Here is a 24,315-nt window from a genome sequence, read left to right on the forward strand (position 1 = left end):
GATCCAGTCTATTCGCCGCCGATGGCGGGTCAGAGCGCGGGCGCGGCCTCGTCTGCGGCCACCTGGTCGACCGGCGCGGTCTCGTCGGCGGGCGCGGTGTCGTCAGCGGGGGCAGGCTCTGCCGGAAGGGCGGTCTGGTCCTCGGTCACGGGCTCTGCCGGAGGAGCGGTCTCGACGGGAGCGGCCGGGGCCTCCGTCTCGGGTGCCGGCGTCTCAGGGGACGCCTCGGCGTCCGGGGACTCGGTCGGGGCAGCGGGTGCTGCCTCGTCCGTCGGCTCGGGGATCGGCGCGATCGCGTCGTCCGGAGTCGGCTCGGAGGGTACTGTCTCGGCGGGATCCGCAGCCGGCCCTCCGCACGAGGGAGCGAGGGCCACGGAACCGAGGGTCACCCCGAGAGCCGAGAGGCTCGTGGTCGTCGGCAGCATCGGACCGGACGCCGTCACGTAGTGGACCTCGAGGGGCGCGCCGAGGAGAATCTGGACGAGACCGGGGCGCAACTCGATCGTGCCGGTCCCTGCGTCAGTCAGCGATGTGCCGTCGACGCCGCCGCGGCGTCCGCCGAGCAGCGCTTCGATGTCCGCGCCCGGTTCGCCGGACACATTCACGGTCACATAGGTGACAGCGCGTGCGTCGAGGCAGATGCTCGCGAGGCTCACTTCGATCGGAGTCGTCGGCGCGGCCGGTTCCGTGGGGTTCTCGCCGGGGGTTTCGCCGCCGGGGGTTTCTCCGGGGTTCTCGCCGGGGGTTTCGCCGCCGGGGGTTTCTCCGGGGTTCTCGCCGGGGGTTTCGCCGCCGGGGGTCTCTCCGGGGTTCTCGCCCGGGACCTCGCCATCGGGGTTCTCGCCGTCGGGGTTCTCGTCGTCAGGCTCTTCGTCCACGGGAGGGGACGTGGACTCGGGCAGTGCCGGCGCGGTCGACTCGGTCGGGGCCGGGGGTGAGACGATCGCCGGCGCGATGTCCTCAGCGGGCTGGGGGGTGACGGGTGCTTCGACGGGCGGGGCGACGGGCTCGGGCTCGGTCTCCGCTTCATCGACGATCGGCGTCTTGTCGTCGGACATCGACTCGTCGGGCCCGACGTCTGCACTGATCGACGAGGAATCGCTGTCGCCCGCACTCGGCATCGATGCCGCGGGCGTCGCGCCCGTGAGGCTCGGGATGATTGTGGCGGCCGCCACGACGCCGGCGACCACGAGGGCCGCCGATCCTGCGCTGACGAGCGCACCGACTCCGCTGAAGATGCCTCCGGTCGCCGTGCCACCGGCTCCGCCACCGGTCGCTGTGCCTGCGCCGGTCGCGCCGGCTCCACCGGTGCCGCTCGACGATCCGGCGGCGGCTGTTCCGCCTCCCGCAGCCACGACAGCTCCCTCGGTGATCCCCGAGGGCATGGCCGCGAGCGCGACGATGGGCGTACCGCCACCCTGGAGGGTGGCGAGGTAGCCTGCGGAACCCGTGACTCCGAGGACGAGGGGCAGCAGCACGAGGGCCAGCCGCTTGGAGACGTCCTTCGCCTCAGCGGCGACGATCATGCAGCGTGCGCACTGGTCGAGGTGCTGCTCGAGACGGTTGTGGTCTCGCGTGCTGAGGTTGCCGCGCGAGTAGGCGCCCAGGTGCTCGATGGTCCACTGGCAGTCGGAACCTTCGGCCGCGCTGCGGAGGTGAGCCTGGATCCATGCTTCGCGAAGTCCTTCACGCGCTCTGAAAGCCAGCTGCGAGACGGCGCCGGACTTCATGCCGAGCAGGGTCGCGGCCTCCTGCGGCTTCATCTGCTCGATCTCTGTGTACCAGAGCACTTCCTGCCAGCGGGAGGGCAGGCTGCGGAACGCCTGCGCGGTCAGGCTGCGATCGAGGGCCTCGTTGGCCGCCTGGTCTGTGCTGTCGGGATCGGCGACGGAGTCGAGCTCGTCGATGGCGGACTCGCGTCGAGAGCGGCCCCAGGCGGCGGCGGTGTTGCGGATGCTCGTGAACAGGTAGGCGCGGAACGATCCGTTCGGTCCGCCGCCCTTGATGATCGCCTGATAGATGCGGGTGTAGGACTCCTGCACGAGGTCGTCGGGGTCGATCGACGACGTGATCGATCGCGCGACCGACATGCCGGAGGGATAGTGCCGCCTCCACAGTTCGCCGAAGGCCGCCGCGTCACCCGAGCGGGTGCGCAGGACGAGATCGGCGTCGGCGATCGTTTCCTCGTGTGAAGTGCTGTCCTGATCCACTGTCATCCATCTGTCGTGGAGCGCGAGTGCGCCTCCACATGAAGAGACGCGTGAACCCCATTTTCATCACGCGTCATCTCCATTCTCTCTCCTATCTCTCAGGCTTGCCACCCCTTCTCGAAAAGTGCTCGCAGAAGACCGGGGGCGAATAAAGACCTGATCACGGGCAGATCAGTCGGGCGCGCGGAAGAACCGAGAAAAAAGATCTGAGAAATCGCGTAATGAATCGGCGTCGACGTCGTCTCATCACTAGAGACAGCCATGGGGCTCCACCGGGGGGCGGAGCTCAGGCGCTGGTGCAAGGGGTAAGTGCACCGGCATGGTGGGTCGGGCACCTCGGGGGAGGAGCGCTCGGCCCGCCAGCTCTCGCAACGTGGGGGGAATTGTGACGGGGTCGCCGATCTGGGGAACGGCGGCCCCTCACCCGCACCGGGCTACGGCCGGTCGCCGATCCACACGCGAGCGACCTGCAGCTGTGCGTTCAGCAGCACCGCGTCAGCGACGAACCCGACCGCCAGGCGACCGATCCGGTCGCCGTATCCGATCGCTCCCGCCGGTGTCTCGGTGAGCGCCCGGACGGCTTCCGTGAGAGGTGCGCCCGCCGCGGTCGCCCTGCGCAGCGCCACGTCGAGGGTGAGCGTCGACCCCGCGATCGATCCCGTGTCGTCCGCGCGCGCGATGCCGTCGAGGACCGTCACGCTCACCGCACCCAGGTCGTAGTGCCCGTCGGCGCTGCCGGCAGCCGCCATGGCATCCGTGATGAGTGCGACGCGACCGGGTGCCGAGTCGAACACGAGCTTGACCACGTGCGGGTCGAGGTGGATGTCGTCGGCGATCACCTCGAGCACCACGCGGCGGTCGGCCGCCGCCGCCAGTACCGGCCCCGGCGCTCGGTGATGGATTCCGGGCATGGCGTTGAAGGCGTGGGTCAGCACGGAGGCGCCGGTCCCGAATGCCGCGTCCGCAGTCGCGGCATCCGCACTCGTGTGTCCCACCGCTGCGACAGCGCCGGCGTCCACGATCATCCGGATCGCCTCGAGACCGCCGGGGAGCTCCGGTGCGATCGTCACCTGCCGGATCGTCCCGCGGCCGGCGTCGAGCAGGCGGGCGACGTCGTCTCGTGTCGGAGTGCGCAGCAGCGACGGCTCGTGAGCTCCGTGGTGCGCCGGGTCGAGGAACGGCCCTTCCAGATGCGAACCCAGGATGTCGGCATCCGACTCCATCAGGTCGGCGATCTGCGCCACGCGTCGAGCGAGGGCGTCGACGGGGGCGGTGACGAGGGAGATCACCGATCGTGTCGTGCCATGAGCGCGGTGCAGAGCGCGAGCCGAGCGGATCGCCTCCGGCCCGTCGTCGAACGACGCTCCCGCGCCGCCGTGGCAGTGGATGTCGATGAATCCGGGTGTGAGTACGGCATCCGGCCCGGCGACGACGGTCGCGTCGACGACCTCATCGGCGGGGGCCCACGTCTGGCCGGTGCCGAGAGCGGCGACCCGCCCGTGTTCCATGCGAACCCAGGCGTCCGCGACCTCGACGCCGTGGTCGATCAGTCGGGCCGAGTGGATGACGACCGATCCCGTCGCTGTCGAAACGGATGTCATCGCTCGCTCCAGGGGATCTCGTCTGCGGGGTGGAAGTCCACGCCCTCAGCCTTCCACAGCGGGGCGAGTGCGCCGAGTCGCCCGCGGAACGACTCCCAGTCCCGGCCGTCGGCGTCGCGCGGTGACCACGCGACCTCCGCCTGAGCGGCGGCCCGCGGAAAGACCAGCTGCTCGACCTCGCTCAGGGTGCGGGTGGTCTCGCTCCACAGCGGAGCCTCGATGCCGAGGATCGCGGACTCCGGGACGTCGAGCACAGCGGTCGGCTCCCACTCGTACGCCCTGCGGACATCGATGATCGCGGCCCAGGTGAGTCCGAGCGGAAAATCCTCGGTGTACTTCATGTCGAGGTAGGCGACGTCGGCGGTCGACATGATGAGCGCCCCGCCACGCTCGACGAAGTGCGCCGCCTCCTCAGCGTGCGATCCCTCGGGTGTCGTCTTGCCCCAGTACTGGCCGATCGTCCCCTCGGCGATGTCCTTCGCTGCGCCCACCTCGTGCCAGGCGACGGGGATCTTGCCCTCCTCGAACACGATCGCGGTGGCGCGCTCGACGAACAGATCGAAGTCCGCCTGCGGGGTGCCGAGGGACTCGTCGCCGCCGATGTGGATGTACGGACCCGGGGTCATCTCGGCGAGCTCGCGCACGACGTCACGGACGAACTCGTAGGTGCGCTCTTCATGGATGCGGACGCTCGAGTGCCCGACGCCCCACCCGAGATAGGGCTCGCCTGCGACGGGGAGCGGCTGCCCCAGGCGCGCCGATTCGGCGATCAGGCTGTCGTTCATGACCGGATCCTCGACGAGCTCCGGATACGCGACGCCGATGGCGTGCGTGTGACCGGGGAGGTCGATCTCAGGGATCACGACCATGTGCCGCTCAGCGGCGTACGCGACGATCTCGCGATAGTCGTCCTTCGTGTAGAAGCCGCCGGGGTCGCCGAGGGAGGCCGTCGACGAGGCGAGCTCGGTGAGCTTCGGCCACGAGTCGATCTGGATGCGCCAGCCCTGGTCGTCGCTGAGGTGCAGGTGCAGGTGATTGAACTTCAGGGCACTGGTGCTGTCGATGAACTTCTTGACCTCATCGACGTCGAAGAAGTGACGCGTGACGTCGAGCATGACGCCGCGACGTGCGAATCGTGGCGCGTCGGTGATCTCGGCGCGCAGGAACGCCCATCCCTCGTCGTCCTCGCGGAGCAGTTGCAGCAGCGTCTGCACGCCGTAGAAGAGTCCTGCCTCGTCGCCGCCCACGATCTCGACGGAGTCGCCGACTGTGAGCCCGTATCCTTCGGGCGCCGCGGCGGGGTCGATCCGCAGGACGATCGTCGACCCGGTGCCGGCGCCGGTGCTGTCCGTCGAGTGCGACAGCCGGATGCCGCTGCGGCGCGCGACGGCGTCGATCAGCTGGGCCGCCGCGGGGGAGTCGCCGATGACTCGCAAGCCGTCGGAGACGGGCAGCCGACCATCCACGGCGATGGAGGAAGCGGGAAGAGGAACAAGGGGCATGGAATGGGGAAGGACCATGAACAAAACCTACCGTGCGCAGAGTCGGCAGCACAGGGAAATCCGCTATGCTTTCTCACGTCGCGACTGGCGTCTGGGTGGACTACCACCGGGGAGCGACTGACCACGGAATTCGACCGCGCGCCTGGGCCGATAGGTACACCCTTCGAATCCGTTGTCAGAGGAGCATGTCATGACCGACCGTTACTTCAACGCCCCACTCTCCGAGGTCGACCCCGAGATCGCACAGGTCCTCGACCGAGAGCTCGCACGGCAGCAGACGTTCCTCGAGATGATCGCATCCGAGAACTTCGTGCCCGTCTCCGTGCTCCAGTCCCAGGGCTCGGTGCTGACGAACAAGTACGCCGAGGGATACCCCGGCCGTCGTTACTACGGCGGCTGCGAAGAGGTCGACGTCGCGGAGGAGCTCGCGATCCAGCGCGCCAAGGACCTGTTCGGCGCGGAGTTCGCCAACGTCCAGCCGCACTCGGGAGCATCCGCGAACGCCGCCGTGCTGCACGCGATCGCTCGGCCCGGCGACACGCTGCTCGGCCTCGCCCTCGACCAGGGCGGTCACCTCACTCACGGCATGAAGATCAACTTCTCCGGCCGTCTGTACGACATCGTCGCCTACGGCGTCGACCCCGAGACCTCGACCATCGACATGGACGAGGTGCGTCGCCTCGCCCTCGAGCACAAGCCGAAGGTCATCATCGCCGGCTGGTCGGCATACCCGCGCACGCTCGACTTCGCCGCCTTCCGTGCGATCGCCGACGAGGTCGGCGCGCTGCTCTGGGTCGACATGGCGCACTTCGCCGGCCTCGTCGCCGCCGGCCTCCACCCGAACCCGGTGCCGCACGCCCACGTCGTCTCGTCGACCGTGCACAAGACGATCGGCGGCCCCCGTTCGGGCTTCATCCTGACGAACGACGCCGACCTCGCGAAGAAGCTCAACACGGCTGTGTTCCCGGGGCAGCAGGGCGGCCCCCTGATGCACGTGATCGCCGCGAAGGCGACGGCGTTCAAGCTCGCGGGCACCCCGGAGTTCAAGGAGCGCCAGGAGCGCACGCTGCGCGGAGCGTCCATCCTCGCCGAGCGTCTCTCGCAGCAGGATGTGAAGGATGCCGGCATCGGGGTGCGCTCCGGCGGCACCGACGTGCACCTGGTGCTCGTCGACCTGCGTGACGCCGCGATCGACGGCAAGCAGGCCGAGGACCTGCTGCACGACATCCACATCACCGTCAACCGCAATGCGGTGCCGAACGACCCGCGCCCGCCGATGGTCACCTCGGGTCTGCGCATCGGGACGCCGGCACTCGCCACCCGCGGCTTCGGCGACGCCGAGTTCACCGAGGTCGCCGACGTGATCGCACTCGCGCTGCTCCCCGGCGCCGACGTCGAGGCGCTCCGTGCGCGTGTCGATGCGCTCGCCGCAGGCTTCCCGCTCTACCCGGACCTGCAGCAGTGACCGCGAAGATCCTCGACGGCAAGGCGGCGTCGGCCGCGATCAAGGCCGAGCTCACCGAACGGGTCGCCGCGCTGAAGGCGAAGGGCGTGGTGCCCGGCATCGCGACCGTTCTCGTCGGAGCCGACCCGGCATCTCAGCTCTACGTCGGTATGAAGCACCGTCAGTCCGAGGCGATCGGGATGAACTCGATCCAACGCGAGCTGCCGGCCGATGCCACCCAGGCCGACGTCGAGGCGCTGATCGACGAGCTCAACGCCGATCCGGACTGCCACGGATACATCGTGCAGCTGCCGCTGCCGAAGCACATCGACACGGACGCGATCCTCGAGCGGATCGACCCGGCTAAGGATGCGGACGGACTGCACCCGACCAACCTCGGTCGACTCGTGCTCAACGTCAACAACCCGATCCACACCCCGCTGCCGTGCACGCCGCGCGGTGTCATCGAGCTGCTGCTGCGCAACGGCTACGACTTCGCCGGCAAGCACGTCGTGGTCGTCGGACGAGGCGTGACGATCGGTCGCTCGATCGGCCTGCTGCTGACGCGACGCGACCTGAACGCGACGGTCACGCTCACGCACACCGGCACGGTCGACATGCCGCGGTACCTGCGGGAGGCCGACGTCATCGTCGCCGCCGCGGGCGTCAAGCACCTCATCCGCGCCGAGGACGTCAAGCCGGGGGCCGCCGTGCTCGACGTCGGCGTGACCCGCGAGACCGACCCCGAGACGGGCAAGAACCTCGTCTTCGGAGACGTGCACCCGGATGTCGCCGAGGTCGCGGGCTGGGTGTCGCCGAACCCGGGCGGAGTCGGTCCGATGACCGTCGCCCTGCTCATGACCAACGTCGTCGAGGCGGCGGAACGCCTGGTCTGACCGTCGCCGGTCTCGATCTGCATCGTCGGTCCCGATCCGTGGGCTTCCCCTTCCGATCCGCCTGCGGATCGGGGTGAGGCCCGGGATCGGGACCGTCTGCGTTCAGCCCAGCTCGTCGAGCATCCGCCGCTGCTCCGGGGTCAGACCGTCGTGGAGCTCCTCCCGCGCCTCCGCGGCGGCGGTCGTCTCCGGGGCGGGCGTGGAGGCTGCGGGCGCCGGTTTGCGGCGCGACACCTTGCCCTGCACGGCGTCGTACAGCTCGCCGGCCTTCGCCCGCAGCCTGTCGTCGACCTGGTCGTAGATCATCCAGCCGAACAGCAGGAAGAGCGGCGGGAGCGCGTAGCTCCAGAAGCCCGAGGCGCGGACGCCGCTCAGCCAGACGACGGCCACCCAGATGAGCAGCTCGACGAGATAGACGAGGACGTACTGGACGACCTTCTCGCCGGTCCTCGTGCGATCGGCCGCGGACTTCGCCGCCGCGTTGCGGAACGCCGCGGTGAGCAGCGGCTTCACGAAGAGCGCCGCGAGCGTCAGGATGACGGCCGCCCACAGCGCGGTGAACCCGACAGAGACACCCGACGACAGCAGGCCGATGAGCAGCAGCACCGCGACGTTGAACACGTAGAGTGCGGCGAACCGGACGATTCCGTTCTTCATCTGACCAGAATTCCACACACTCTCGGATGCCGCGGCATCTCCGTGCGGAGCCTGGTGGGGATCAGCGTGCGGGAAACGCGCGTTCAACCGCATCGACCACGGTGCCGTAGACGGAGTCCCACGGGACGAGCGGGGGAGTGACCCCGGCGAGTTCGAGGCTCACGGCTCCATGCACCTGCGCCCAGACGGTGAGAGCGGCGGCCATGACCTGCGGTTCGTCGACGCGGGCCGCGAGCGCGCGCACGAGCGGCGCCATCGCCGTGCTCATGGTCGCGTCATCGGGGCGGCAGTCCTCGGTCGCCACTCCGCCGCCGAACATGAGGCGGTAGAGCGCGGGATTCTCCATCGCCCACGTCCGATACGCGAATCCGAGTGCGCGGAGCCCTTCCGGTTCGGCCGTGGCCTGCGCCTCGCCGAATGACGCGAAGCCGTGCTCGATGACCGCGACGAGCAGTTCGGTCTTCCCGCCGAACAGCGCGTAGACCGCTGAGGTCGAGGTGCCGGCGTTCTGTGCGATGTCGCGGAGACTGATCCGCTCGGGTCCCTTGTCGTCGACCATCTCGGCCGTCGCGTCGAGCAGGCGGTCGCGCAGGGCGTCGTCGTACAGGGGAGGTCTTGCCATGGGATCGATCTTATCGTAACGTTGTTGCATAACGCAGTTACGTAACGATGTTCCAAGGAGAGCGCATGACTCAGCACGTCTTCCCCGGCAGGTTCACCGCCGCTCCGGAACGATCGGATGTGACGGTCTTCCTGATCGGGATGCGAGCCAATCGGTGGTGGCAGCTCGGCAGGGTGTGGCGGACGGCCAGCAAGATGCCCCCGATGCTGCAGCATCTCGCGACGCACCCGGAGGCGGGGATGCTCGGAGTGCACAGCTGGTTCGGTCGCACGACGATCCTGCTGTCGTACTGGGAGAGTCCGGAGCATCTGCAGCGGTTCGCCGCCGACCGCGACGCACCCCATCTGCAGCCCTGGCGCGACTTCATGCGTACGCTGCAGGGAACGGGGAGTGTCGGCGTGTGGCATGAGACCTATCAGGTGCCGACAGCGGATCTGGAGGCCGTCTACGTCGACATGCCGGCATTCGGACTCGCGGCGGCGACCGCGCACGTCCCCGTGGGGCCGGGCATGAAGACGGCGCGCCAGCGGATGGGTCGCTGACGCGCCGGCGTCATCAGAGCTCAGCCCTGGGGGTGCAGGCTGCTCTCGATGTTCGTGATGCGAGCCTGGTCGTCGAAGCGGAAGGTCGCAGTGCCCGTGCCGTCGGCGACCGTGGCCCCCGAGAACGCCTCGTCGGTCCACGTGAGGTTCCACCCGGCGAGACGGGCGGCGTCCCAGACCGCCGTCCGGGCATCAGGCAGAGCCAGGCCCGAGAGGATCCGCGGAAGGACGATGGAGGCTGCGGCGACGGTCAGGGCGGGGAGCGGCGCATCGAGCAGGAAGACGGCGTACGTGCCGCCGCCGACCGGCGCGAGGTAGTAGGGCGCTCGACCGGTGAGCTCGACCGCGACCGCGCCGACCGTGTGGGCGGCTGCGGTGATCCAGTCGGCGTCGCCGGCGGCGTCCGCGGGGAAGGGGAGCTCCTGCTCGCTCAGCTCCGGGATGCCGTGCTCCCTGCCGTAATCGCGCAGCTGGCCGGCGATGCCGGCATGGTCGCCCTGCGGGTGCGCCCACGCCCAGAGCAGCGAGCGGGGACCGGGGGCGATCGTCGCGACGAGGTGGGCGCGGGCCACGAGCCGGCGCGTGGCATCGGCGTTCGAGGTGAAGGTGAGGGTGCCCGCCGCCATGTCGGCATCCCATCGATTGTCACCGAGGTCCTCGAGGGCGGTGGCCAGGGAGTCCTGACGGAGGGCGGAGAACAGTGCGGCACGGTCTGCGAGCGGCTGGAGCGCGGCGAAGGTCATGCCCACAGTCTCGCCCGGGTTGCTATGAATCCGCCAACTCCGAGCGCGGGGACAGTGCATCGGAGGGGCGGCCCATCCGCCAGACACTCGGTACCACCAGTGTCACGGCGGCGAGCACGGCATAGAGGATCCCCGAGGTGACCAGCACCGTCTCGACATCGCCGCGGGTGATCAGCCAGCCGTAGACGAGGGTGCCGATCGGCATCACGACGAAGCTGCCGAGCATGTCGTAGCTCGAGACGCGGGACAGCTTGTCGCCCGGGATGTTCTCCATCATCGCGAGGTTCCACCCGGTGCTGAACACCTCGGCCCCGGCGCCGGCGAGGAAGGCGGCGATGGCGAGCAGCACCACCGCGGGGTGCACTCCGAGGACGGTGAGCGGGATCGCGAACGCGGCCATGCCGATCATGCCGTAGCGCAGGGGGCGTTTCAGCGGGAACCACATCAGGACGAGGGTCATGAGCAGGATGCCGACGCCTTCGGCGCTGACGACCCACCCCCAGCCGGCGATGCCGAGCCGTTCGTCGTTCTTGGCGATGTACGGACCGACGACGCCCCACGCGCCGATGTGGATGGCGTTCATCACCATGAAGGCGAGAACGATGACCCACAGCCACGTGCGACTCCAGAACTCCTGCCACCCGATCCTGAGGTCGTGGAACATCGTGGTTCCGCCCGCATGATCAGGCGGAGGCAGTCGGACCATCGCCAGGACGGGGATCGCGATGACCCAGCCGATCGCCTGCACGACCATGGCCCAGGCGGGGCCGGCCGCGGCCACGACGATGCCCGCGATGATCGGGCCGCCGATCGTGGTCGCCGAGCGCACGAACGACAGCATCGCGTTGGCCTGCTGCAGGTGCTCTGGGGAGGTCAGCTGCGGGATGATCCCCTGCATGGCGGGGAGGACGAACGCGGTGGACGCACCGTTCACGACCGACAGCAGAGCGAGCAGGGGAACCGTGGCTATGCCGCTGAACAGGAGGGCGGCCATCGCGCCGACCGTCAGGATGTCGATGACGTAGCAGGACTGGATGATCAGCGCGCGAGGCAGCCGGTCGGCGATCACGCCGCCGACGAGCAGGAAGACGATGTTGCTGACGGTTAAGGCGGCCAGGACCAGGGAGAGCGAGCGTGCGTCGTTGTCGATCTCGAGCACGGCGAAGGCCAGCGCGATCGACGACATCGACCCTGCGATCAGAGTGATGGCGCGGGCGAGGAAGAACCAGCGGAATCCTCGGTCCTGCATCGCTGCGAGGGCGCGGATCATGACGGCTCGTCGCTGCTCTGCATCCGTCAATCCTGCCACTCGAGGGCAGCGGCAGGCGTCAGTAGCTGGCGCGGGTCGTGTCGTCGGATGCCGGGACGAAGCGGGCGGCCAGAGCCTCGGATGCGCGTGCCAGCATCGCCACGTCGGCACCGACCGCCACGAAGTCCGCGCCGGCGGCGGTGTACGCATCGGCGGCGGAGGGATCGAAGGCGTTCACACCGACGGGCGTGCCTGCGGCCGCGACCGCGGCGAACACCTGCTCGACGGCGGCGACGACATCCGGATGCGTCTGCTGGCCGAGCAGTCCCATCGACGCGGAGAGGTCGGACGGGCCCACGAACACGGCGTCCACGCCCTCGACCGCCGCGATCTCGGAGGCGGCCTCCACCCCGGCGACCGTCTCGATCTGCACGGTGAGGGAGGTGTGCCGCGCCGAGTCGCGCAGGTAGCCGTCGACCCGGTTCCAGCGGGCGCTGCGGGCGAGCGCGCTCCCGACTCCTCGGACGCCTTCTGGCGGATAGCGGGTCGCCGAGACGGCCGCGCGTGCCTCCTCGGCCGACGAGACCATCGGGACGATGAGGTTCTGTGCTCCGAGGTCGAGGACCTGTTTGATCGCCACGGTGTCGTTGGACGGCACGCGCACCACCGGGGTGATCGGATAGGCGGCGACGACCTGCAGCTGCAGCAGCGTGGACTCGAGCGTGTTGGCCGAATGCTCCATGTCGATCAGCAGCCAGTCGAGGCCCGAGCCCGCAGCCACCTCGGTGACGAGAGAACTGCCGGAGCACGCCCACATCCCGATGAGCGGGCGATCGGAGGCGGCGAGATGCTCGCGGAAGGAGGGGCTCAGATGAAGCGGCATTCGATCGTTCCCATCGGTCCGTAGTCGCACAGCACCTGATCGCCGCGAGACACCCACATCGGGCGTGTGAACGATCCTGCCAGGATGACCTCGCCGGCCTCGAGACGCGCGCCGTGCTGGTGGAACTTGTTCGCGAGCCAGGCGACGCCGGTGGCGGGGTGGCCCAGCACGCCGGCGGCGACTCCGGTCTCCTCGATCTCGCCGTTGCGCGAGAGCACGCCGGGCACCCATCGCAGGTCGATCTCGTCCGGGCGCCTGTGCACATCGCCGAGGACCATGGCCCCGTAGGCGGCGTTGTCGCTGATCGTGTCGACGATCGTCCTGCCCTCGAGCTCGATGTGCGAGTTCAGCACCTCGAGCGCCGGCACGGCGTAGTCGATCGCGGCGAGGGCGTCGTCGAGCGTGCAGTCGGGCCCCTCGAGCGGATGCTTGAGCACGAACGCGAGCTCGACCTCGATCCGCACGTTCGAGAAGTGGTCGACCGGGATCTCGGCACCCGACTCGTAGACGGTGTCGTCGAACATCACCCCGTAGTCGGGCTCGGTGATGCCGGTGGCCTGCTGCATCGCCTTCGACGTCAATCCGATCTTGCGTCCGACGAGACGGCGTCCCGCGGCGATCTGCGAGTCGCGCCAGACCCCCTGGATCGCGTATGAATCCTCGACCGTCGCGTCCGGGTACCGGGCGGTGATCCGGGGGATCACCGAGTGGGTCCGGTCGGCCTCGGCGAGCTCTCCGGCGATCTGCGCGACGATGTCTGCTGACAGCATCCGTCTCTCCTCTGTGTGCGAACCTGCGTGCGAACCTGCGGATGAATCGATCAGAGCTGGTGGCCGAGCTTGTACTCGCCCTGCTTGTATTCCGGCATGGCCTCGTCGTCGCCGGGTCGCGTGTACGAGAAGCCGTCGGCACCGATCGTGACGGCCATCTCGGAGTCGTCGGTGCGGGCGACGACGGGCTGCGGGTTGCCGTCGAGGTCGAGCACGAGCGAGGCCTCGGTGTACCAGGACGGGACGACCGGGTTGCCCCACCAGTCACGGCGCTGGTTGTCGTGCACATCCCAGGTGATGACGGGGTTGTCGGGGTCGCCCGTGTAGTAGTCCTGCGTGTAGACCTCGACACGGTGACCGTCGGGGTCGCGGAGGTAGAGGTAGAACGCGTTCGAGACGCCGTGACGGCCCGGGCCCCGCTCGATCGCGTCGGAGCGGCGGAGGGCTCCGAGCTTGTCGCAGATCGCCAAGATGTTGTGCTTCTCGTGCGTCGCGAAGCAGACGTGGTGCATGCGCGGACCGTCGCCGCCGGTCATCGCGGTGTCGTGCACGGTGGGCTTGCGACGCATCCAGGCGGCGTACACGGTGCCCTCATCGTCCTGGATGTCCTCCGTGACGCGGAATCCCAGGTCCTGCATGAACTTCACGGCGCGGGGCACATCGGGGGTGACCTGGTTGAAGTGGTCGAGTCGAACGAGCTCGCCCGGGATGTGCAGGTCGTAGCGCCACGACATGCGCTCGACGTGGTCGGACTGGTGGAAGAACTCGATGGGGAAGCCCAGCGGGTCGACCACGCGCACCGAGTCGCCGACGCCCTTGACGAAGCCCTCCGGGTTGCGGCGCACGTCGCAGCCGAGCTCGGTGTAGAACGCCACGGCGAGGTCGAGATCCTCAGCCGAGCGCACGCGGTAGGAGAACGCGGCGACAGCGGCGACCGGTCCCTTGCGCAGCACGAGGTTGTGGTGGATGAACTCCTCGGTCGAGCGGAGGTAGATCGCCTCGTCGTCCTCTTCGGTGACATACAGCCCCAGGACGTCGACGTAGAACACCCGCGAGGCCGCGAGGTCGGTGACGACCAGCTCCATGTAGGCGCAGCGCAGCACGTCCGGGGGAGTGCTCTCGGGTGTCGCGATCGGGTTGGCGGTCTCGATCGGAGCCTCCTGGCTCACGTAGTAGCCCGAGGAGGTCAGCGTCTTCGCAGTCTTGTCGGTCATGTCGGGTCCTTGCTCAGTTCTTGCCGAAGGTCGGGTTGTGCGCGCCGCCGAGCGTGATGTGCACGCTCTGCTGGTCGGTGTAGAAGTCGATCGAGCGGTAGCCGCCCTCGTGGCCCAGGCCCGAAGCCTTGACGCCGCCGAAGGGGGTGCGCAGGTCGCGCACGTTGTTGCTGTTCAGCCACACCATGCCCGCCTCCACGGACTGCGCGAAGTTGTGGGCGCGCTTCAGGTCGTTCGTCCAGATGTAGGCGGCCAGGCCGTACTTCGTGTTGTTCGCGAGCGAGAGCGCCTCGTCGTCGGAGTCGAACGGGGTGATGGCGACGACGGGGCCGAAGATCTCCTCCTGGAAGATGCGGGCATCGGGGGAGACGTCGGCGAACACCGTCGGCGCGACGAAGTTGCCCTCGTCGAAGCCCTCGGGGCGGCCGCCGCCGGCGACGAGGCGGCCCTCGGTCTTGCCGATCTCGACGTAGCTCATCACCTTGTCGTAGTGCTCGGGGTGGACGAGCGCGCCGACCTCGGTGGCCGGGTCGTGCGGGTAGCCGACCTTCACGCGCTTCGCCTGGGCGGCGTAGCGCTCGACGAACTCCTCGTAGATGGAGCGCTCGACGAGGATGCGGGAGCCGGCGGTGCAGCGCTCGCCGTTGAGGGAGAACACGCCGAAGATCGTCGCGTCGACCGCGGCCTCGATATCGGCATCGGCGAAGACGACGGCGGGGGACTTGCCGCCGAGCTCCATCGACAGGCCCTTGAGGAACGGTGCGGCGTTGCCGAAGATCAGCTGTCCGGTCGAGCTCTCGCCCGTGAACGAGATGAGCGGCACGTCGGGGTGCTTCACGAGGGCGTCTCCGGCGTCTTCGCCGAGGCCGTTCACGAGATTGAACACGCCCTGCGGCAGCCCGGCCTCCTCGAAGATGCCCGCCCAGAGCGAGGCGGAGAGCGGCGTGAACTCGGCGGGCTTGAGCACCACGGTGTTGCCGGTCGCGAGTGCGGGGCCGAGCTTCCACGACTCGAGCATGAACGGCGTGTTCCACGGCGTGATGAGGCCGGCGACGCCGATCGGCTTGCGGTTGACGTAGTTCATCTGCTTGCCGGGAACCTTGAAGGCGTCATCGGACTGGGCGACGATCAGGTCGGCGAAGAAGCGGAAGTTCTCGGCCGCGCGGCGGGCCTGGCCGAGCGCCTGGGTGATCGGCAGGCCGGAGTCGTACGACTCGAGCTCGGCGAGGCGGGCATCCCGCGACTCGACGATGTCGGCGATCCTGTGCAGCACCCGCGAGCGCTCCCGCGGCAGCATCCGAGGCCAGGGGCCCTCGTCGAACGCGCGCGTGGCAGCGGCGACGGCGAGCTCGATGTCGGCCTTCTTGCCGGCGGCTGCGGTCGTGTAGGTCTTGTTCGTCACCGGATCGAGCACATCGAACGTGTCACCGTCGACGGAGTCGACGAACGCTCCGTCGATGTAGTGCTGGATGTGGTCGGGCAGGTCTGCGGGGATGCGGGAATCGGTCATGACTCGTCTCCTGAGTTGTGGTGAGAACGGGTGTGCAGCGCGTCGAGGAAGGCGTCCCTCGTGCGCAGGCGGTGGTTGCGGGCGGCGAGCTCGATCTCGAGCGGGTCGGCGCCCGTTCGGATCAGCTCGAGGATCTGCGCGTGCTCCTCGACCGAGTGCTGAGCCCGCCCGGGCACGTAGGCGAAGGTCGAATCCCGGATGCCGGACAGCCGCGCCCAGCCGCGGTGCACGAGGTCGAGCAGGTGCGGATTCGGGCAGGGTTCGAAGAGCAGCGAATGGAACTGCCTGTTGAGCTCGGTGAACGCGTGGGCGTCGAGATGACCGAGCATCTGGATCATCCGCTCGTTCACCGCCTCCGCGGCGTCGAGCGCCTCGGCGTCGAGGAAGGGAGCGGAGAGGGCGGTGGCCGAGCCTTCGACCAGCCCGAGCGTCTGCATCGTGTGCGCGTATTCGCTCTCGTCGACGAGGGTCACCCGCGCGCCCACGTTGCGCTCGAACGTCACGAGGCCCTCGGCTTCGAGCCGGCGGATCGCTTCACGCACCGGCACGACGCTCATCCCGAGCTCTTCCGCCAACGATCCCAGGACCAGACGGTAACCGGGGCCGAACACGTGTCCCGAGATTCGTGAGCGGATCCAGGCGTACGCCTGCTCCGACTTGCTGGAGTTCGCCACCGTCGTCATGAGCCGGCACCGGTGCCGGTGGCGGCTTCGTACTTCTCCCGCCACGCGGAGTTGAGCGGGAAGAGGCCGTCGACCGGATGTCCGGCGGCGACCTGCTCGGCGATCCACGCGTCCTCGATCTCCTGCGCGAGAGCATCGTCTGCGACCTGCTCGGCGAGCGAGGGAGGGATCACGATGACGCCGTCGCCGTCGCCCACGATGATGTCGCCCGGCTGGACCGTGGCGCCGCCGCACGAGATGGTGACGTCGGAGTCCCACGGCACGTGCCTGCGTCCGAGGACGGAGGGATGAGCGCCCTGCGAGAAGACCGGGAGGCCGATCTCGGCGACCGCGTCGAAGTCGCGCACACCGCCGTCGGTCACGACTCCGGCGGCTCCGCGGGCGCGGGCGCGGAGCGCGAGGATGTCGCCCAGTGTTCCGGTGGTCGCGTCGCCGCGCGCTTCGATCACGATGATCTCGCCCTCGCCGACGGCGTCGAACGCCCGCTTCTGGGCGTTGTATCCGCCGCCATGGCTCGCGAACAGGTCTTCTCTGAACGGCACGAAACGCAGCGTCTTGGCCGTGCCGACGATCTTGCTGCCGGGGAGGTTCGCAGAGACGCCGTCGATGAAGCACGAGTGGTGTCCGCGCTTGCGCAGCTGCGACGAGAGGCCGGCTGTCGGAGCTTCCATCAGCTTGGCGCGGAGCTCGGGGGACAGCGCGGACGTGGCCTCAGGCGGCAGACCCGCGTCTTCGCGGGAGCCCCATGCCTCGGTGCGCTGCAGGTCGTCGACGGCGGGAAGCGAGCCGACCTCGGCGTCGAAGGGCACATCGCCCTGCGTGACGGTGGTCACCAGGCGTCCCGAGGAGGGGGAGCCCTCGGTATCCGGAGCATCCACCTCGATCTCGACCACATCGCCGGGGACGATCACGGAGGAACCCGCCGGCGTGCCGGTGAGGATGACGTCGCCGGGTTCGAGCGTGAAGTGCTGAGAGAGGTCGGCGACCAGCTGGGCGAGGGGGAAGATGAGGCCGGCGGTGGTGTCGTCCTGACGCAGGTCGCCGTTGACCCAGGCCCGGACACGCAGGGCCGCGGGGTCGATCGCGCGGGCGTCGATCAGCTCTGGGCCGAGAGGCGTGTAGCCGTCGCCGCCCTTGGATCGCACGTTGGATCCCTTGTCGTTGGCGCGCAGGTCGTAGAGGCCGAGGTCGTTCGAGGCGGTGACCCAGCCGACATGGCTCCACGCGTCATCGAGCGAGACGCGGCGGGCAGGGGTGCCGATGACGAGCGCGATCTCGCCCTCGAAGGCGAGCAGCTCGGTGCCGGCCGGGCGCTCGACCGTGCCCCCGGAGACACCGACGGAACTCGCCGGCTTGAAGAAGTAGGAGGGAGCTGCGGGGCGCCGGCCGCGCTGGTCGGCACGGGACGCGTAGCTCAGATGGATCGCGATGATCTTGCCGGGGCGGGTCATGGATGCCGTCACGGGGCGCCTCCTCGCGCTTCACGTCGACGCCTTGTGCGTCGTATTCGAAATCATATATCATCGTGTCACCCCTCGGCAAGCAGCTCGACACACCTCGGACGCGAGCCGTGACAATGCGGTCACAATCAAAGGAGACACCCCTATGAGCGGGCAGTCACAGGCTGGGTTCACACCCACCGGAACCATCGCGACACCGGCCGATCGGCGCCGGGTCGTGTTCGCCACCGTCGTCGGCACCACGGTCGAGTGGTACGACTTCTTCATCTACGCCACGGCGGTCGGGCTGGTCTTCGGGCAGCTCTTCTTCGAGCCGCTCGGCGCGAACAGCGCGTTGATCGCCTTCGCCACCGTCGGCGTCAGCTTCCTCTTCCGCCCGCTCGGAGCGTTCCTCGCGGGACACTACGGCGACAAGCTCGGGCGCAAGACCGTTCTCATGTGGACGCTGATCCTGATGGGAGCGGCGACCGCGCTCATCGGAGTCCTGCCGACCTACGACGCGATCGGGATCGCCGCACCCATCCTGCTGGTGCTGCTGCGCATCCTGCAGGGCATCTCGGCCGGAGGCGAGTGGGGCGGTGCGGTGCTGATGGCCGTCGAGCACGCCCCGAAGAAGAAGCGCGGGATCTTCGGCGCGTCGCCCCAGATCGGTGTGCCGCTCGGTCTGCTGCTCGCGTCGGGAGTGATGGCGCTGATGACGGCGATCGCCCCCGGAGACCAGTTCATCCAGTGGGGCTGGCGCATCCCGTTCCTGCTCAGCGTCGTCCTGATCCTGGTCGGCTACTACGTGCGCCGCAAGGTCGAGGAGAGCCCGGTGTTCATCGAGCTCGCCGAGCGCAAGGAGAAGGCGAGCATGCCGATCGTGCAGCTGTTCCGCAAGCACCTCCTGCTCGTCATCGTCGCCGCCCTCGTCTTCGCCGGCAACAACGCGGTCGGGTACATGACGACCGGCGGATACATCCAGGGCTACGCCACCAACCCCGAGGGCCCGATCGGTCTCGAGCGCGGACCGGTGCTGTGGGCGGTCACCGGCTCGGCCGTCACCTGGCTCATCACGACGCTCATCGCCGGGTGGCTGTCGGACCGCATCGGTCGGCGCACCACCTACATCATCGGCTGGGTGATGCAGCTCGTCGGTGTGTTCACGCTCTTCCCGCTCGTGAACACCGGCCAGGTCGGACTGCTGTTCGCCGGCCTCGCGATCCTCACGATCGGTCTCGGCTTCACCTACGGGCCGCAGGCGGCGCTCTACACCGAGCTCTTCCCCGCCAGCATCCGCTTCTCGGGCGTCTCGATCTCGTATGCGATCGGCGCCATCGCCGGCGGTGCGTTCGCGCCGACCATCGCGACCGCCATCGTGCAGGCGACCGGCTCGACGCAGGCCGTCACGTGGTACCTCGCCGGCATGACGCTGCTCGGCCTCGTGGCGACGCTGCTGCTGCGTGATCGCTCGGGCATCCCGCTGGGGCCGGATCACGAGGAGGAGCAGTCCGTGAGCCCGATCCGCGGGCTCGCCAGGGCCTGACCCGCATCCACGCACGAGCGCACGTCCGCCTGGCGGGCGTGCGCTCGTGCGTGTGCAGGAGAGCGTCGGTCCGGTTCTCCGCCGCCGAGCGCTCAGCCGTCGAGCGCGTCGCGGATCGCGGATGCCGAGCGCCTCAGGCGGTCCGCGATCTCGGCGTCATCGAGGGCGGTCGCGACGTGGACGACCGCGATCGCCGCGGGCCGCTGGCCGCGCAGCACGAGGGGCACGGCGACGGACTGCACGGTGGGGATGACCTCGTCATGGCTCGTCGCATATCCGCGGGCGCGAGCTCGGTCGACCTCTGCGCGCAGTGTCGCCCCCGGTTCTCCGGGCCACTGGGACACCGGGAGCTGCGTGAGGATCGCCTTGCCGGGCGCTCCGACCGTGACGGAGTGCCTGGCGCCCGGTCGCTGGGCGACGCTCGCGATCGCGTGGCGGGGTTCGATGCTCGCGAGTGTGATGCAGTCATCGCCGTCGAGCACGCCGAGGAAGCAGGTCATGCCGAGCTCGTTGGCGATCGCGGTCAGCTCGGGGATGGCCTCGGCCTGCAGATCGTGAGCCACGCCCGCTGCCAGCGCGGCCATGCGTGGTCCCAGGGTCACGGCGCCTGAGGCGTCCCTTCCGATGAGTCGGTGGTCTTCCAGGGTGCGCAGCAGGCGATACGCCACCGAGCGATGCACGTCGAGTCGCGCGGCGATCTCGTCGATCGTGAGGGGGATCCGCGCATCGGCGAGAACCTCCAGGATGCGGATGCCGCGGCTCAGGGTCTGCGAGGCCGGAGTGCCTTCGGGCATGCGTGCGCTCCCTTGCGTTTCGAGACGACCGTCCCTAAGCTGTGTTCAATAGTAGAACGTTGTGTTCGAATATAGAACACGCACCGTTCGAAGGCAACACCTGACAGAGAAGTCCGGAAGGAATCGACGACGATGCAGTTCCACCACCACGGCTATGTCTCCGGAGACCCCCGCGTGAAGGACGCCGCGGGGCTCGGCGCGGACCGGCCCGCCGACCTCCCTGACGAGATCGATGTGCTGATCGTCGGCTCGGGTCCCGCCGGCATGCTGCTCGCGGCGCAGATGTCGCAGTATCCCGACATCTCCACGCGCATCATCGAGAAGCGCGAGGGTCGTCTGGTGCTCGGGCAGGCCGACGGCATCCAGCCGCGCAGCGTCGAGACGTTCCAGGCGTTCGGATTCGCCGAGCGCATCATCGCCGAGGCCTACAACATCGGCTGGATGAACTTCTGGGGTCCGAATCCCGAGAAGCCCGACGAGATCGTCCGCACGTCGCGGACGGCGGACTACGCCTACGACATCTGCGAGTTCCCTCACCTCATCGTCAACCAGGCACGCGTGCTCGACTACTTCGCCGAGGCGGCGTCGAACGGTCCCGGCCGCATCGCGCCCGACTACGGCATCGAATTCGCCGGACTCACCGTGCACGACGAGGGCGAGCACCCGGTCGAGGTCTCCCTGCGCTACGTCGCAGGGGAGCGGACCGGCGAAGAGCGCACGATCCGCGCGAAGTACGTCGTCGGCTGCGACGGCGCACGCAGCGGCGTGCGCCAGGCGATCGGCCGCACGCACGTCGGCGGCAGCGCTGCGCATGCCTGGGGTGTCATGGACGTCCTCGTGAACACCGACTTCCCCGACTGGCGCACCAAGTGCGCGATCAACTCGGAGGCGGGCAACATCCTGCACATCCCGCGGGAGGGCGGGTACCTCAGCCGGATGTACATCGACCTCGGCGAGGTCGCCGAGGACGACGACCACCGCGTGCGGCAGACGCCCATCGAGGACATCATCGCCAAGGCGAACGCGATCCTCAGCCCCTACACGCTGGACGTGAAGGAGGTCGCGTGGCACAGCGTCTACGAGGTCGGCCACCGGGTCACCGACGGGTTCGACGACGTGATCGACGGGTCGGGTCGCACGCCGCACGTGTTCCTCACGGGCGATGCCTGCCACACCCACAGCGCGAAGGCCGGCCAGGGCATGAACGTGTCGATGCAGGACGGATTCAACCTCGGCTGGAAGCTCGGATCGGTACTGACCGGTCGGGCGCCCGAGGCGCTGCTCGCGACCTACGGTGCTGAGCGTCGGCCGGTCGCGCAGCAGCTCATCGACTTCGATCGGGAGTGGTCGACCCTGATGGCGCGCAAGCCGTCGGAGATCACCGACCCCACGGACCTCGCGACGTACTACCTGGCGACGGCGGAGTTCCCCTCCGGCTTCATGACGCAGTACACCTCGTCGATGATCACCGGCTCGGACGCACATCAGGCACTTGCGGGCGGCTTCCCCCTCGGCAAGTGCTTCAAGTCGGCCGAGGTCGTGCGGGTGGGCGACGGCAACGCGATCCATCTCGGGCACCACGCCAAGGCGGACGGGCGCTGGCGCGTCTACGCGTTCGCGGGTCGCGATGCGGCGACGCTCGACGCGTGGGCCGAGTCGGCGGCTCCGGTGCTCTCCCGGTTCACGCCTGCGGATGCCGACACCGATGCCGTCTTCGACGTCAAGGCGATCTACCAGCAGCCGCACGAGGAGGTCGAGGTCACCTCGGCGCCTGCGCTGTTCCAGCCGAAGACCGGTCCGCTCGGGCTCACCGACTGGGAGAAGGTCTACGCGGCCGGCCCGTCGAAGTGGACCGAGACCGACATCTTCGAGGCGCGGGAGCTGTCGCGCGACGGTGTCATCGTCGTGGTGCGGCCCGATCAGTACGTCGCCGCGATCCTGCCCCTCGACGCGACGGACGAGCTGGCGTCGTTCTTCGAGGGGGCGCTGCTGCCGGCATCCTGAGCCTGCGATCCGGAGGGCATCTGCGATCCGGAGGTCGTGGTCCAGGAGGGCGCGATCCGCACGGCATCTGCGATCCGGAGGGGATCTGCGATCCGGAGGTGCTTCCTGCGCAGGACGCCCTCCCGATCGCAGATCTCCTCCCCATCGGGCGTCAGTGACGAGCGCAGACTGCTGCGGGTGAGAGCCTCTGGCGGGTGTCGGGGGCCCCGCGTACTCTGAGGGCCGATGGGCGAAGGCGCCCCGACAGGAGGAGTGCGCGATGGAGTGGAAGATCGAATTGATCTTCGTCCCGGTCTCGGATGTCGACCGGTCGAAGGAGTTCTACGAGAGGATCGGCTTCCACGCCGATCATGATCAGGTGCCCTACGAGGGCCTGAGATTCGTGCAGATGACACCGCCGGGGTCGGCCTGCTCAATCGCCTTCGGCACCAACCTGGGCGAGGGACTGCTGCCGGGGCAGCAGAACACGATCCAGGTGGTCGTTCCGGATGCCGATGAGGCGCTGGCGCATCTGACGGGCCTCGGCGTCGAGGCGCAGGGGGTCGATGAGCAGGCGTGGGGCCGTTTCGTCACCTTCGACGACCCCGACGGCAACACCTGGACACTGCAGGAGCTTCCCGACTACGGCGCTCAGTCCTGACGTTCTGTGATCCGGACGCTCACCGGACGCGCTCGACGAGGGTGAGCAGCGCTTCCGGTGCGCCCTCGGGGAACAGGACGCGGGTGCCGGCACGGATGTCGTCGATCGGCACCCAGCGCACCGGGCTGCCCTCGTCGAGGATGTGAAGCTCGGCGTCGAGGGGCACCGCTTCCAGCTCGGCGGATGTCACCGCGAACACATGGGCGATCTCGTGACCGGGCGCGCCCTCGTACGTGAAGATGTTCTCGAAGACGCCGAGTGGCTCGGCGCCCTCGAGAGTGACGCCGAGCTCCTCCATGAACTCGCGACCGAGAGCTTCTGCGGCGGTCTCACCGAATTCGATCCCGCCGCCGATCGCCCGGAGGAAGTCCAGGCCGCGCGAGGCGTCGTGCCCTTCGAGCGCGAGCAGGTGTAGGTCCTTGACGGGCAGGCCGACGGCGATGTTGCGGATGGCAGGCATCTCGGAAGGCTAACGCAGCGGGTGTGTGACGACGGGCTCAGGTCAGGAGGGACGCCCCGCTGGAGACCTCGATTCCGCCGGTCGGCGGGATCGTCACGGTCAAGAGGCTCGGACGACGCACGTGAGCGCCCTGATGGATGCGGACGGTCGTCGCCGGGTGTCCGAGGTCGCGCAGATACGCCCCGACCGATGCAGCCGCCGAGCCCGTCGCCGGGTCCTCGGTGATCCGTCCCACCGGGAAGAGGTTGCGGGCATCGAAGTCGGCGGTGCTCGCCGCGTGCAGCACTGTCGAGGTGCCGAACCACCCCTGCTCGCGCATGAGTGCGGCGACCTCGGCGGGCGAGAAGCGGAACTGATCGAACAGCTCCCGATCACGCAGCACGACGATCGGATGCCAGTTGCCGGCGAACGATTCCTTGGCGGGGAAGCGCTCATCGAGATCCGCCGGGGTGAGTCCGAGCAGCGCGAGGAACCGGTCGAGCACGTCGGAGTCGAGATCGCGCACCTGCGGCTCGACGCTCGTGAACGACACGGTCACCGCGCCATCCCGATCCACCGTCGAGCGCAGCGTCACAGCGCCCGCGTTCGTGTCGAACACGACATCGCCCGGCCCGACGCGTTCAGCGAGGGCGACCGCCGTCGCGACGGTCGCGTGTCCGCAGAACGGCACCTCAGCCGCCGGTGACCAGTAACGCGCCCGGTAGCGCGGCACACCGTCGCCGTCGGTGCGTGCGACGAGGAAGGCGGTCTCGGAGAATCCGACGTCCACGGCGATCCGCTGCATCTGCTCGTCGCTCAGATCTGAGCCATCGAGTACGACTCCCGCGGGGTTGCCGCCGTCGGGCGTCGCGGCGAATGCGCTGTATCGCAGGACTCCGGAATTCTCGGTCATGACGAGGAGCCTAG

At 68.9% G+C, this 24,315-nt stretch carries 22 protein-coding genes and 1 riboswitch; of the genes, 6 read left to right on the forward strand and 16 right to left on the reverse strand.

Annotation, left to right across the window (positions count from 1 at the left end):
* Window positions 1-29 precede the first annotated feature (29 nt).
* The 3 genes from ASE34_RS05830 to ASE34_RS05840 all read right to left on the reverse strand — a co-directional run bounded on the left by ASE34_RS05830 (window position 30) and on the right by ASE34_RS05840 (window position 5,331).
* On the reverse strand, window positions 30-2,216 hold the full coding sequence (locus ASE34_RS05830; protein WP_082586515.1) for a sigma-70 family RNA polymerase sigma factor: 2,187 nt from the start codon (window positions 2,214-2,216) through the stop codon (window positions 30-32).
* A gap of 428 nt (window positions 2,217-2,644) precedes the next feature.
* A complete protein-coding gene (gene nagA / locus ASE34_RS05835) occupies window positions 2,645-3,811 on the reverse strand; it encodes an N-acetylglucosamine-6-phosphate deacetylase (RefSeq protein WP_056277403.1) in 1,167 nt (388 codons plus the stop codon).
* On the reverse strand, window positions 3,808-5,331 hold the full coding sequence (locus tag ASE34_RS05840; protein WP_056277407.1) for a family 20 glycosylhydrolase: 1,524 nt from the start codon (window positions 5,329-5,331) through the stop codon (window positions 3,808-3,810). Before ASE34_RS05840 ends, nagA begins: the two co-directional genes overlap by 4 nt.
* Window positions 5,332-5,383: 52 nt before the next feature.
* Window positions 5,384-5,468, forward strand: a riboswitch (ZMP/ZTP riboswitch).
* Between the two features lie 35 nt (window positions 5,469-5,503).
* Here ASE34_RS05840 and glyA point away from each other — a divergent pair.
* Window positions 5,504-6,778, forward strand: coding sequence for a serine hydroxymethyltransferase (gene glyA, locus ASE34_RS05845; protein ID WP_053095402.1), 1,275 nt, complete (start codon window positions 5,504-5,506; stop codon window positions 6,776-6,778).
* On the forward strand, window positions 6,775-7,653 hold the full coding sequence (locus ASE34_RS05850; protein WP_056277410.1) for a bifunctional methylenetetrahydrofolate dehydrogenase/methenyltetrahydrofolate cyclohydrolase: 879 nt from the start codon (window positions 6,775-6,777) through the stop codon (window positions 7,651-7,653). Before glyA ends, ASE34_RS05850 begins: the two co-directional genes overlap by 4 nt.
* A 102-nt stretch (window positions 7,654-7,755) precedes the next feature.
* On the opposite strand, the gene ASE34_RS05855 is transcribed toward ASE34_RS05850, so the two are convergent.
* Window positions 7,756-8,310, reverse strand: coding sequence for a hypothetical protein (locus tag ASE34_RS05855; protein ID WP_056277411.1), 555 nt, complete (start codon window positions 8,308-8,310; stop codon window positions 7,756-7,758).
* 61 nt (window positions 8,311-8,371) lie between these two features.
* Window positions 8,372-8,932, reverse strand: a complete 561-nt coding sequence (locus ASE34_RS05860; protein ID WP_235567440.1) for a TetR/AcrR family transcriptional regulator — start codon at window positions 8,930-8,932, stop codon at window positions 8,372-8,374.
* Window positions 8,933-8,997: 65 nt separating this feature from the next.
* Between ASE34_RS05860 and ASE34_RS05865 the strand changes: the two genes are divergently transcribed.
* A complete protein-coding gene (locus ASE34_RS05865) occupies window positions 8,998-9,474 on the forward strand; it encodes a DUF4188 domain-containing protein (RefSeq protein ID WP_056277414.1) in 477 nt (158 codons plus the stop codon).
* Between the two features lie 20 nt (window positions 9,475-9,494).
* Here the strand turns inward: ASE34_RS05865 and ASE34_RS05870 are convergent, their stop codons facing one another.
* The 8 genes from ASE34_RS05870 to ASE34_RS05905 are packed head-to-tail and all read right to left on the reverse strand — an operon-like array spanning window position 9,495 to window position 17,977.
* Complete coding sequence (locus ASE34_RS05870; RefSeq protein WP_056277418.1) at window positions 9,495-10,217, reverse strand: DUF6882 domain-containing protein; 723 nt, start codon at window positions 10,215-10,217, stop codon at window positions 9,495-9,497.
* Window positions 10,218-10,239: 22 nt separating this feature from the next.
* Entirely contained in the window at window positions 10,240-11,487 is a 1,248-nt protein-coding gene (locus ASE34_RS05875) for an MFS transporter (RefSeq protein ID WP_056277420.1), read from the reverse strand.
* A gap of 58 nt (window positions 11,488-11,545) precedes the next feature.
* Window positions 11,546-12,349 carry an HpcH/HpaI aldolase family protein gene (locus ASE34_RS05880; protein ID WP_056277423.1) on the reverse strand — a complete coding sequence of 268 codons (804 nt, stop codon included), beginning with the start codon at window positions 12,347-12,349 and terminating at the stop codon, window positions 11,546-11,548.
* Window positions 12,334-13,119, reverse strand: coding sequence for a fumarylacetoacetate hydrolase family protein (locus ASE34_RS05885; RefSeq protein WP_056277427.1), 786 nt, complete (start codon window positions 13,117-13,119; stop codon window positions 12,334-12,336). The genes ASE34_RS05880 and ASE34_RS05885 overlap by 16 nt, the downstream gene beginning before the upstream one ends.
* A 50-nt stretch (window positions 13,120-13,169) precedes the next feature.
* On the reverse strand, window positions 13,170-14,333 hold the full coding sequence (hpaD, locus tag ASE34_RS05890; protein ID WP_056277430.1) for a 3,4-dihydroxyphenylacetate 2,3-dioxygenase: 1,164 nt from the start codon (window positions 14,331-14,333) through the stop codon (window positions 13,170-13,172).
* Window positions 14,334-14,346: 13 nt separating this feature from the next.
* A complete protein-coding gene (gene hpaE, locus ASE34_RS05895) occupies window positions 14,347-15,843 on the reverse strand; it encodes a 5-carboxymethyl-2-hydroxymuconate semialdehyde dehydrogenase (RefSeq protein ID WP_053095411.1) in 1,497 nt (498 codons plus the stop codon).
* Entirely contained in the window at window positions 15,840-16,526 is a 687-nt protein-coding gene (locus tag ASE34_RS05900; protein ID WP_053095412.1) for a GntR family transcriptional regulator, read from the reverse strand. The genes hpaE and ASE34_RS05900 overlap by 4 nt, the downstream gene beginning before the upstream one ends.
* Window positions 16,523-17,977 (reverse strand): fumarylacetoacetate hydrolase family protein, encoded by a 1,455-nt coding sequence (locus ASE34_RS05905; RefSeq protein ID WP_056277433.1) that lies wholly within the window; start codon window positions 17,975-17,977, stop codon window positions 16,523-16,525. Before ASE34_RS05905 ends, ASE34_RS05900 begins: the two co-directional genes overlap by 4 nt.
* A gap of 154 nt (window positions 17,978-18,131) precedes the next feature.
* Here ASE34_RS05905 and ASE34_RS05910 point away from each other — a divergent pair, with 154 nt between their 5' ends.
* Window positions 18,132-19,511 (forward strand): MFS transporter, encoded by a 1,380-nt coding sequence (locus ASE34_RS05910; RefSeq protein ID WP_053095414.1) that lies wholly within the window; start codon window positions 18,132-18,134, stop codon window positions 19,509-19,511.
* Window positions 19,512-19,603: 92 nt separating this feature from the next.
* Here ASE34_RS05910 and ASE34_RS05915 read toward each other — a convergent pair whose 3' ends face one another.
* Window positions 19,604-20,305 (reverse strand): IclR family transcriptional regulator, encoded by a 702-nt coding sequence (locus ASE34_RS05915; RefSeq protein ID WP_053095415.1) that lies wholly within the window; start codon window positions 20,303-20,305, stop codon window positions 19,604-19,606.
* 132 nt (window positions 20,306-20,437) lie between these two features.
* Here ASE34_RS05915 and ASE34_RS05920 point away from each other — a divergent pair, with 132 nt between their 5' ends.
* Window positions 20,438-22,309 (forward strand): FAD-dependent monooxygenase, encoded by a 1,872-nt coding sequence (locus tag ASE34_RS05920; RefSeq protein ID WP_056277436.1) that lies wholly within the window; start codon window positions 20,438-20,440, stop codon window positions 22,307-22,309.
* A gap of 259 nt (window positions 22,310-22,568) precedes the next feature.
* Complete coding sequence (locus ASE34_RS05925; RefSeq protein WP_053095417.1) at window positions 22,569-22,949, forward strand: VOC family protein; 381 nt, start codon at window positions 22,569-22,571, stop codon at window positions 22,947-22,949.
* Between the two features lie 19 nt (window positions 22,950-22,968).
* Here the strand turns inward: ASE34_RS05925 and ASE34_RS05930 are convergent, their stop codons facing one another.
* The gene (locus ASE34_RS05930; protein WP_056277439.1) at window positions 22,969-23,409 is read right to left on the reverse strand and encodes an NUDIX domain-containing protein; all 441 of its coding nucleotides are present in this window, start codon (window positions 23,407-23,409) and stop codon (window positions 22,969-22,971) included.
* Between the two features lie 37 nt (window positions 23,410-23,446).
* Entirely contained in the window at window positions 23,447-24,301 is an 855-nt protein-coding gene (locus tag ASE34_RS05935) for a PhzF family phenazine biosynthesis protein (protein WP_056277442.1), read from the reverse strand.
* Window positions 24,302-24,315 lie beyond the last annotated feature (14 nt).

The sequence above is a fragment of the Microbacterium sp. Root280D1 genome (genome assembly GCF_001428975.1).
Taxonomy (GTDB): domain Bacteria; phylum Actinomycetota; class Actinomycetes; order Actinomycetales; family Microbacteriaceae; genus Microbacterium.

What these genes read in the sequence shown, in the direction of transcription:
- ASE34_RS05830 (WP_082586515.1), bottom strand. Translation starts at nt 2,216, where the DNA reads ATGACAGTGGATCAGGACAGCACTTCACACGAGGAAACGATCGCCGAC.
- nagA (WP_056277403.1), bottom strand. Translation starts at nt 3,811, where the DNA reads ATGACATCCGTTTCGACAGCGACGGGATCGGTCGTCATCCACTCGGCC.
- ASE34_RS05840 (WP_056277407.1), bottom strand. Translation starts at nt 5,331, where the DNA reads ATGGTCCTTCCCCATTCCATGCCCCTTGTTCCTCTTCCCGCTTCCTCC.
- glyA (WP_053095402.1), top strand. Translation starts at nt 5,504, where the DNA reads ATGACCGACCGTTACTTCAACGCCCCACTCTCCGAGGTCGACCCCGAG.
- ASE34_RS05855 (WP_056277411.1), bottom strand. Translation starts at nt 8,310, where the DNA reads ATGAAGAACGGAATCGTCCGGTTCGCCGCACTCTACGTGTTCAACGTC.
- ASE34_RS05860 (WP_235567440.1), bottom strand. Translation starts at nt 8,932, where the DNA reads ATGGCAAGACCTCCCCTGTACGACGACGCCCTGCGCGACCGCCTGCTC.
- ASE34_RS05865 (WP_056277414.1), top strand. Translation starts at nt 8,998, where the DNA reads ATGACTCAGCACGTCTTCCCCGGCAGGTTCACCGCCGCTCCGGAACGA.
- ASE34_RS05870 (WP_056277418.1), bottom strand. Translation starts at nt 10,217, where the DNA reads ATGACCTTCGCCGCGCTCCAGCCGCTCGCAGACCGTGCCGCACTGTTC.
- ASE34_RS05875 (WP_056277420.1), bottom strand. Translation starts at nt 11,487, where the DNA reads ATGATCCGCGCCCTCGCAGCGATGCAGGACCGAGGATTCCGCTGGTTC.
- ASE34_RS05880 (WP_056277423.1), bottom strand. Translation starts at nt 12,349, where the DNA reads ATGCCGCTTCATCTGAGCCCCTCCTTCCGCGAGCATCTCGCCGCCTCC.
- ASE34_RS05885 (WP_056277427.1), bottom strand. Translation starts at nt 13,119, where the DNA reads ATGCTGTCAGCAGACATCGTCGCGCAGATCGCCGGAGAGCTCGCCGAG.
- hpaD (WP_056277430.1), bottom strand. Translation starts at nt 14,333, where the DNA reads ATGACCGACAAGACTGCGAAGACGCTGACCTCCTCGGGCTACTACGTG.
- hpaE (WP_053095411.1), bottom strand. Translation starts at nt 15,843, where the DNA reads ATGACCGATTCCCGCATCCCCGCAGACCTGCCCGACCACATCCAGCAC.
- ASE34_RS05900 (WP_053095412.1), bottom strand. Translation starts at nt 16,526, where the DNA reads ATGACGACGGTGGCGAACTCCAGCAAGTCGGAGCAGGCGTACGCCTGG.
- ASE34_RS05905 (WP_056277433.1), bottom strand. Translation starts at nt 17,977, where the DNA reads ATGACCCGCCCCGGCAAGATCATCGCGATCCATCTGAGCTACGCGTCC.
- ASE34_RS05910 (WP_053095414.1), top strand. Translation starts at nt 18,132, where the DNA reads ATGAGCGGGCAGTCACAGGCTGGGTTCACACCCACCGGAACCATCGCG.
- ASE34_RS05915 (WP_053095415.1), bottom strand. Translation starts at nt 20,305, where the DNA reads ATGCCCGAAGGCACTCCGGCCTCGCAGACCCTGAGCCGCGGCATCCGC.
- ASE34_RS05920 (WP_056277436.1), top strand. Translation starts at nt 20,438, where the DNA reads ATGCAGTTCCACCACCACGGCTATGTCTCCGGAGACCCCCGCGTGAAG.
- ASE34_RS05925 (WP_053095417.1), top strand. Translation starts at nt 22,569, where the DNA reads ATGGAGTGGAAGATCGAATTGATCTTCGTCCCGGTCTCGGATGTCGAC.
- ASE34_RS05930 (WP_056277439.1), bottom strand. Translation starts at nt 23,409, where the DNA reads ATGCCTGCCATCCGCAACATCGCCGTCGGCCTGCCCGTCAAGGACCTA.
- ASE34_RS05935 (WP_056277442.1), bottom strand. Translation starts at nt 24,301, where the DNA reads ATGACCGAGAATTCCGGAGTCCTGCGATACAGCGCATTCGCCGCGACG.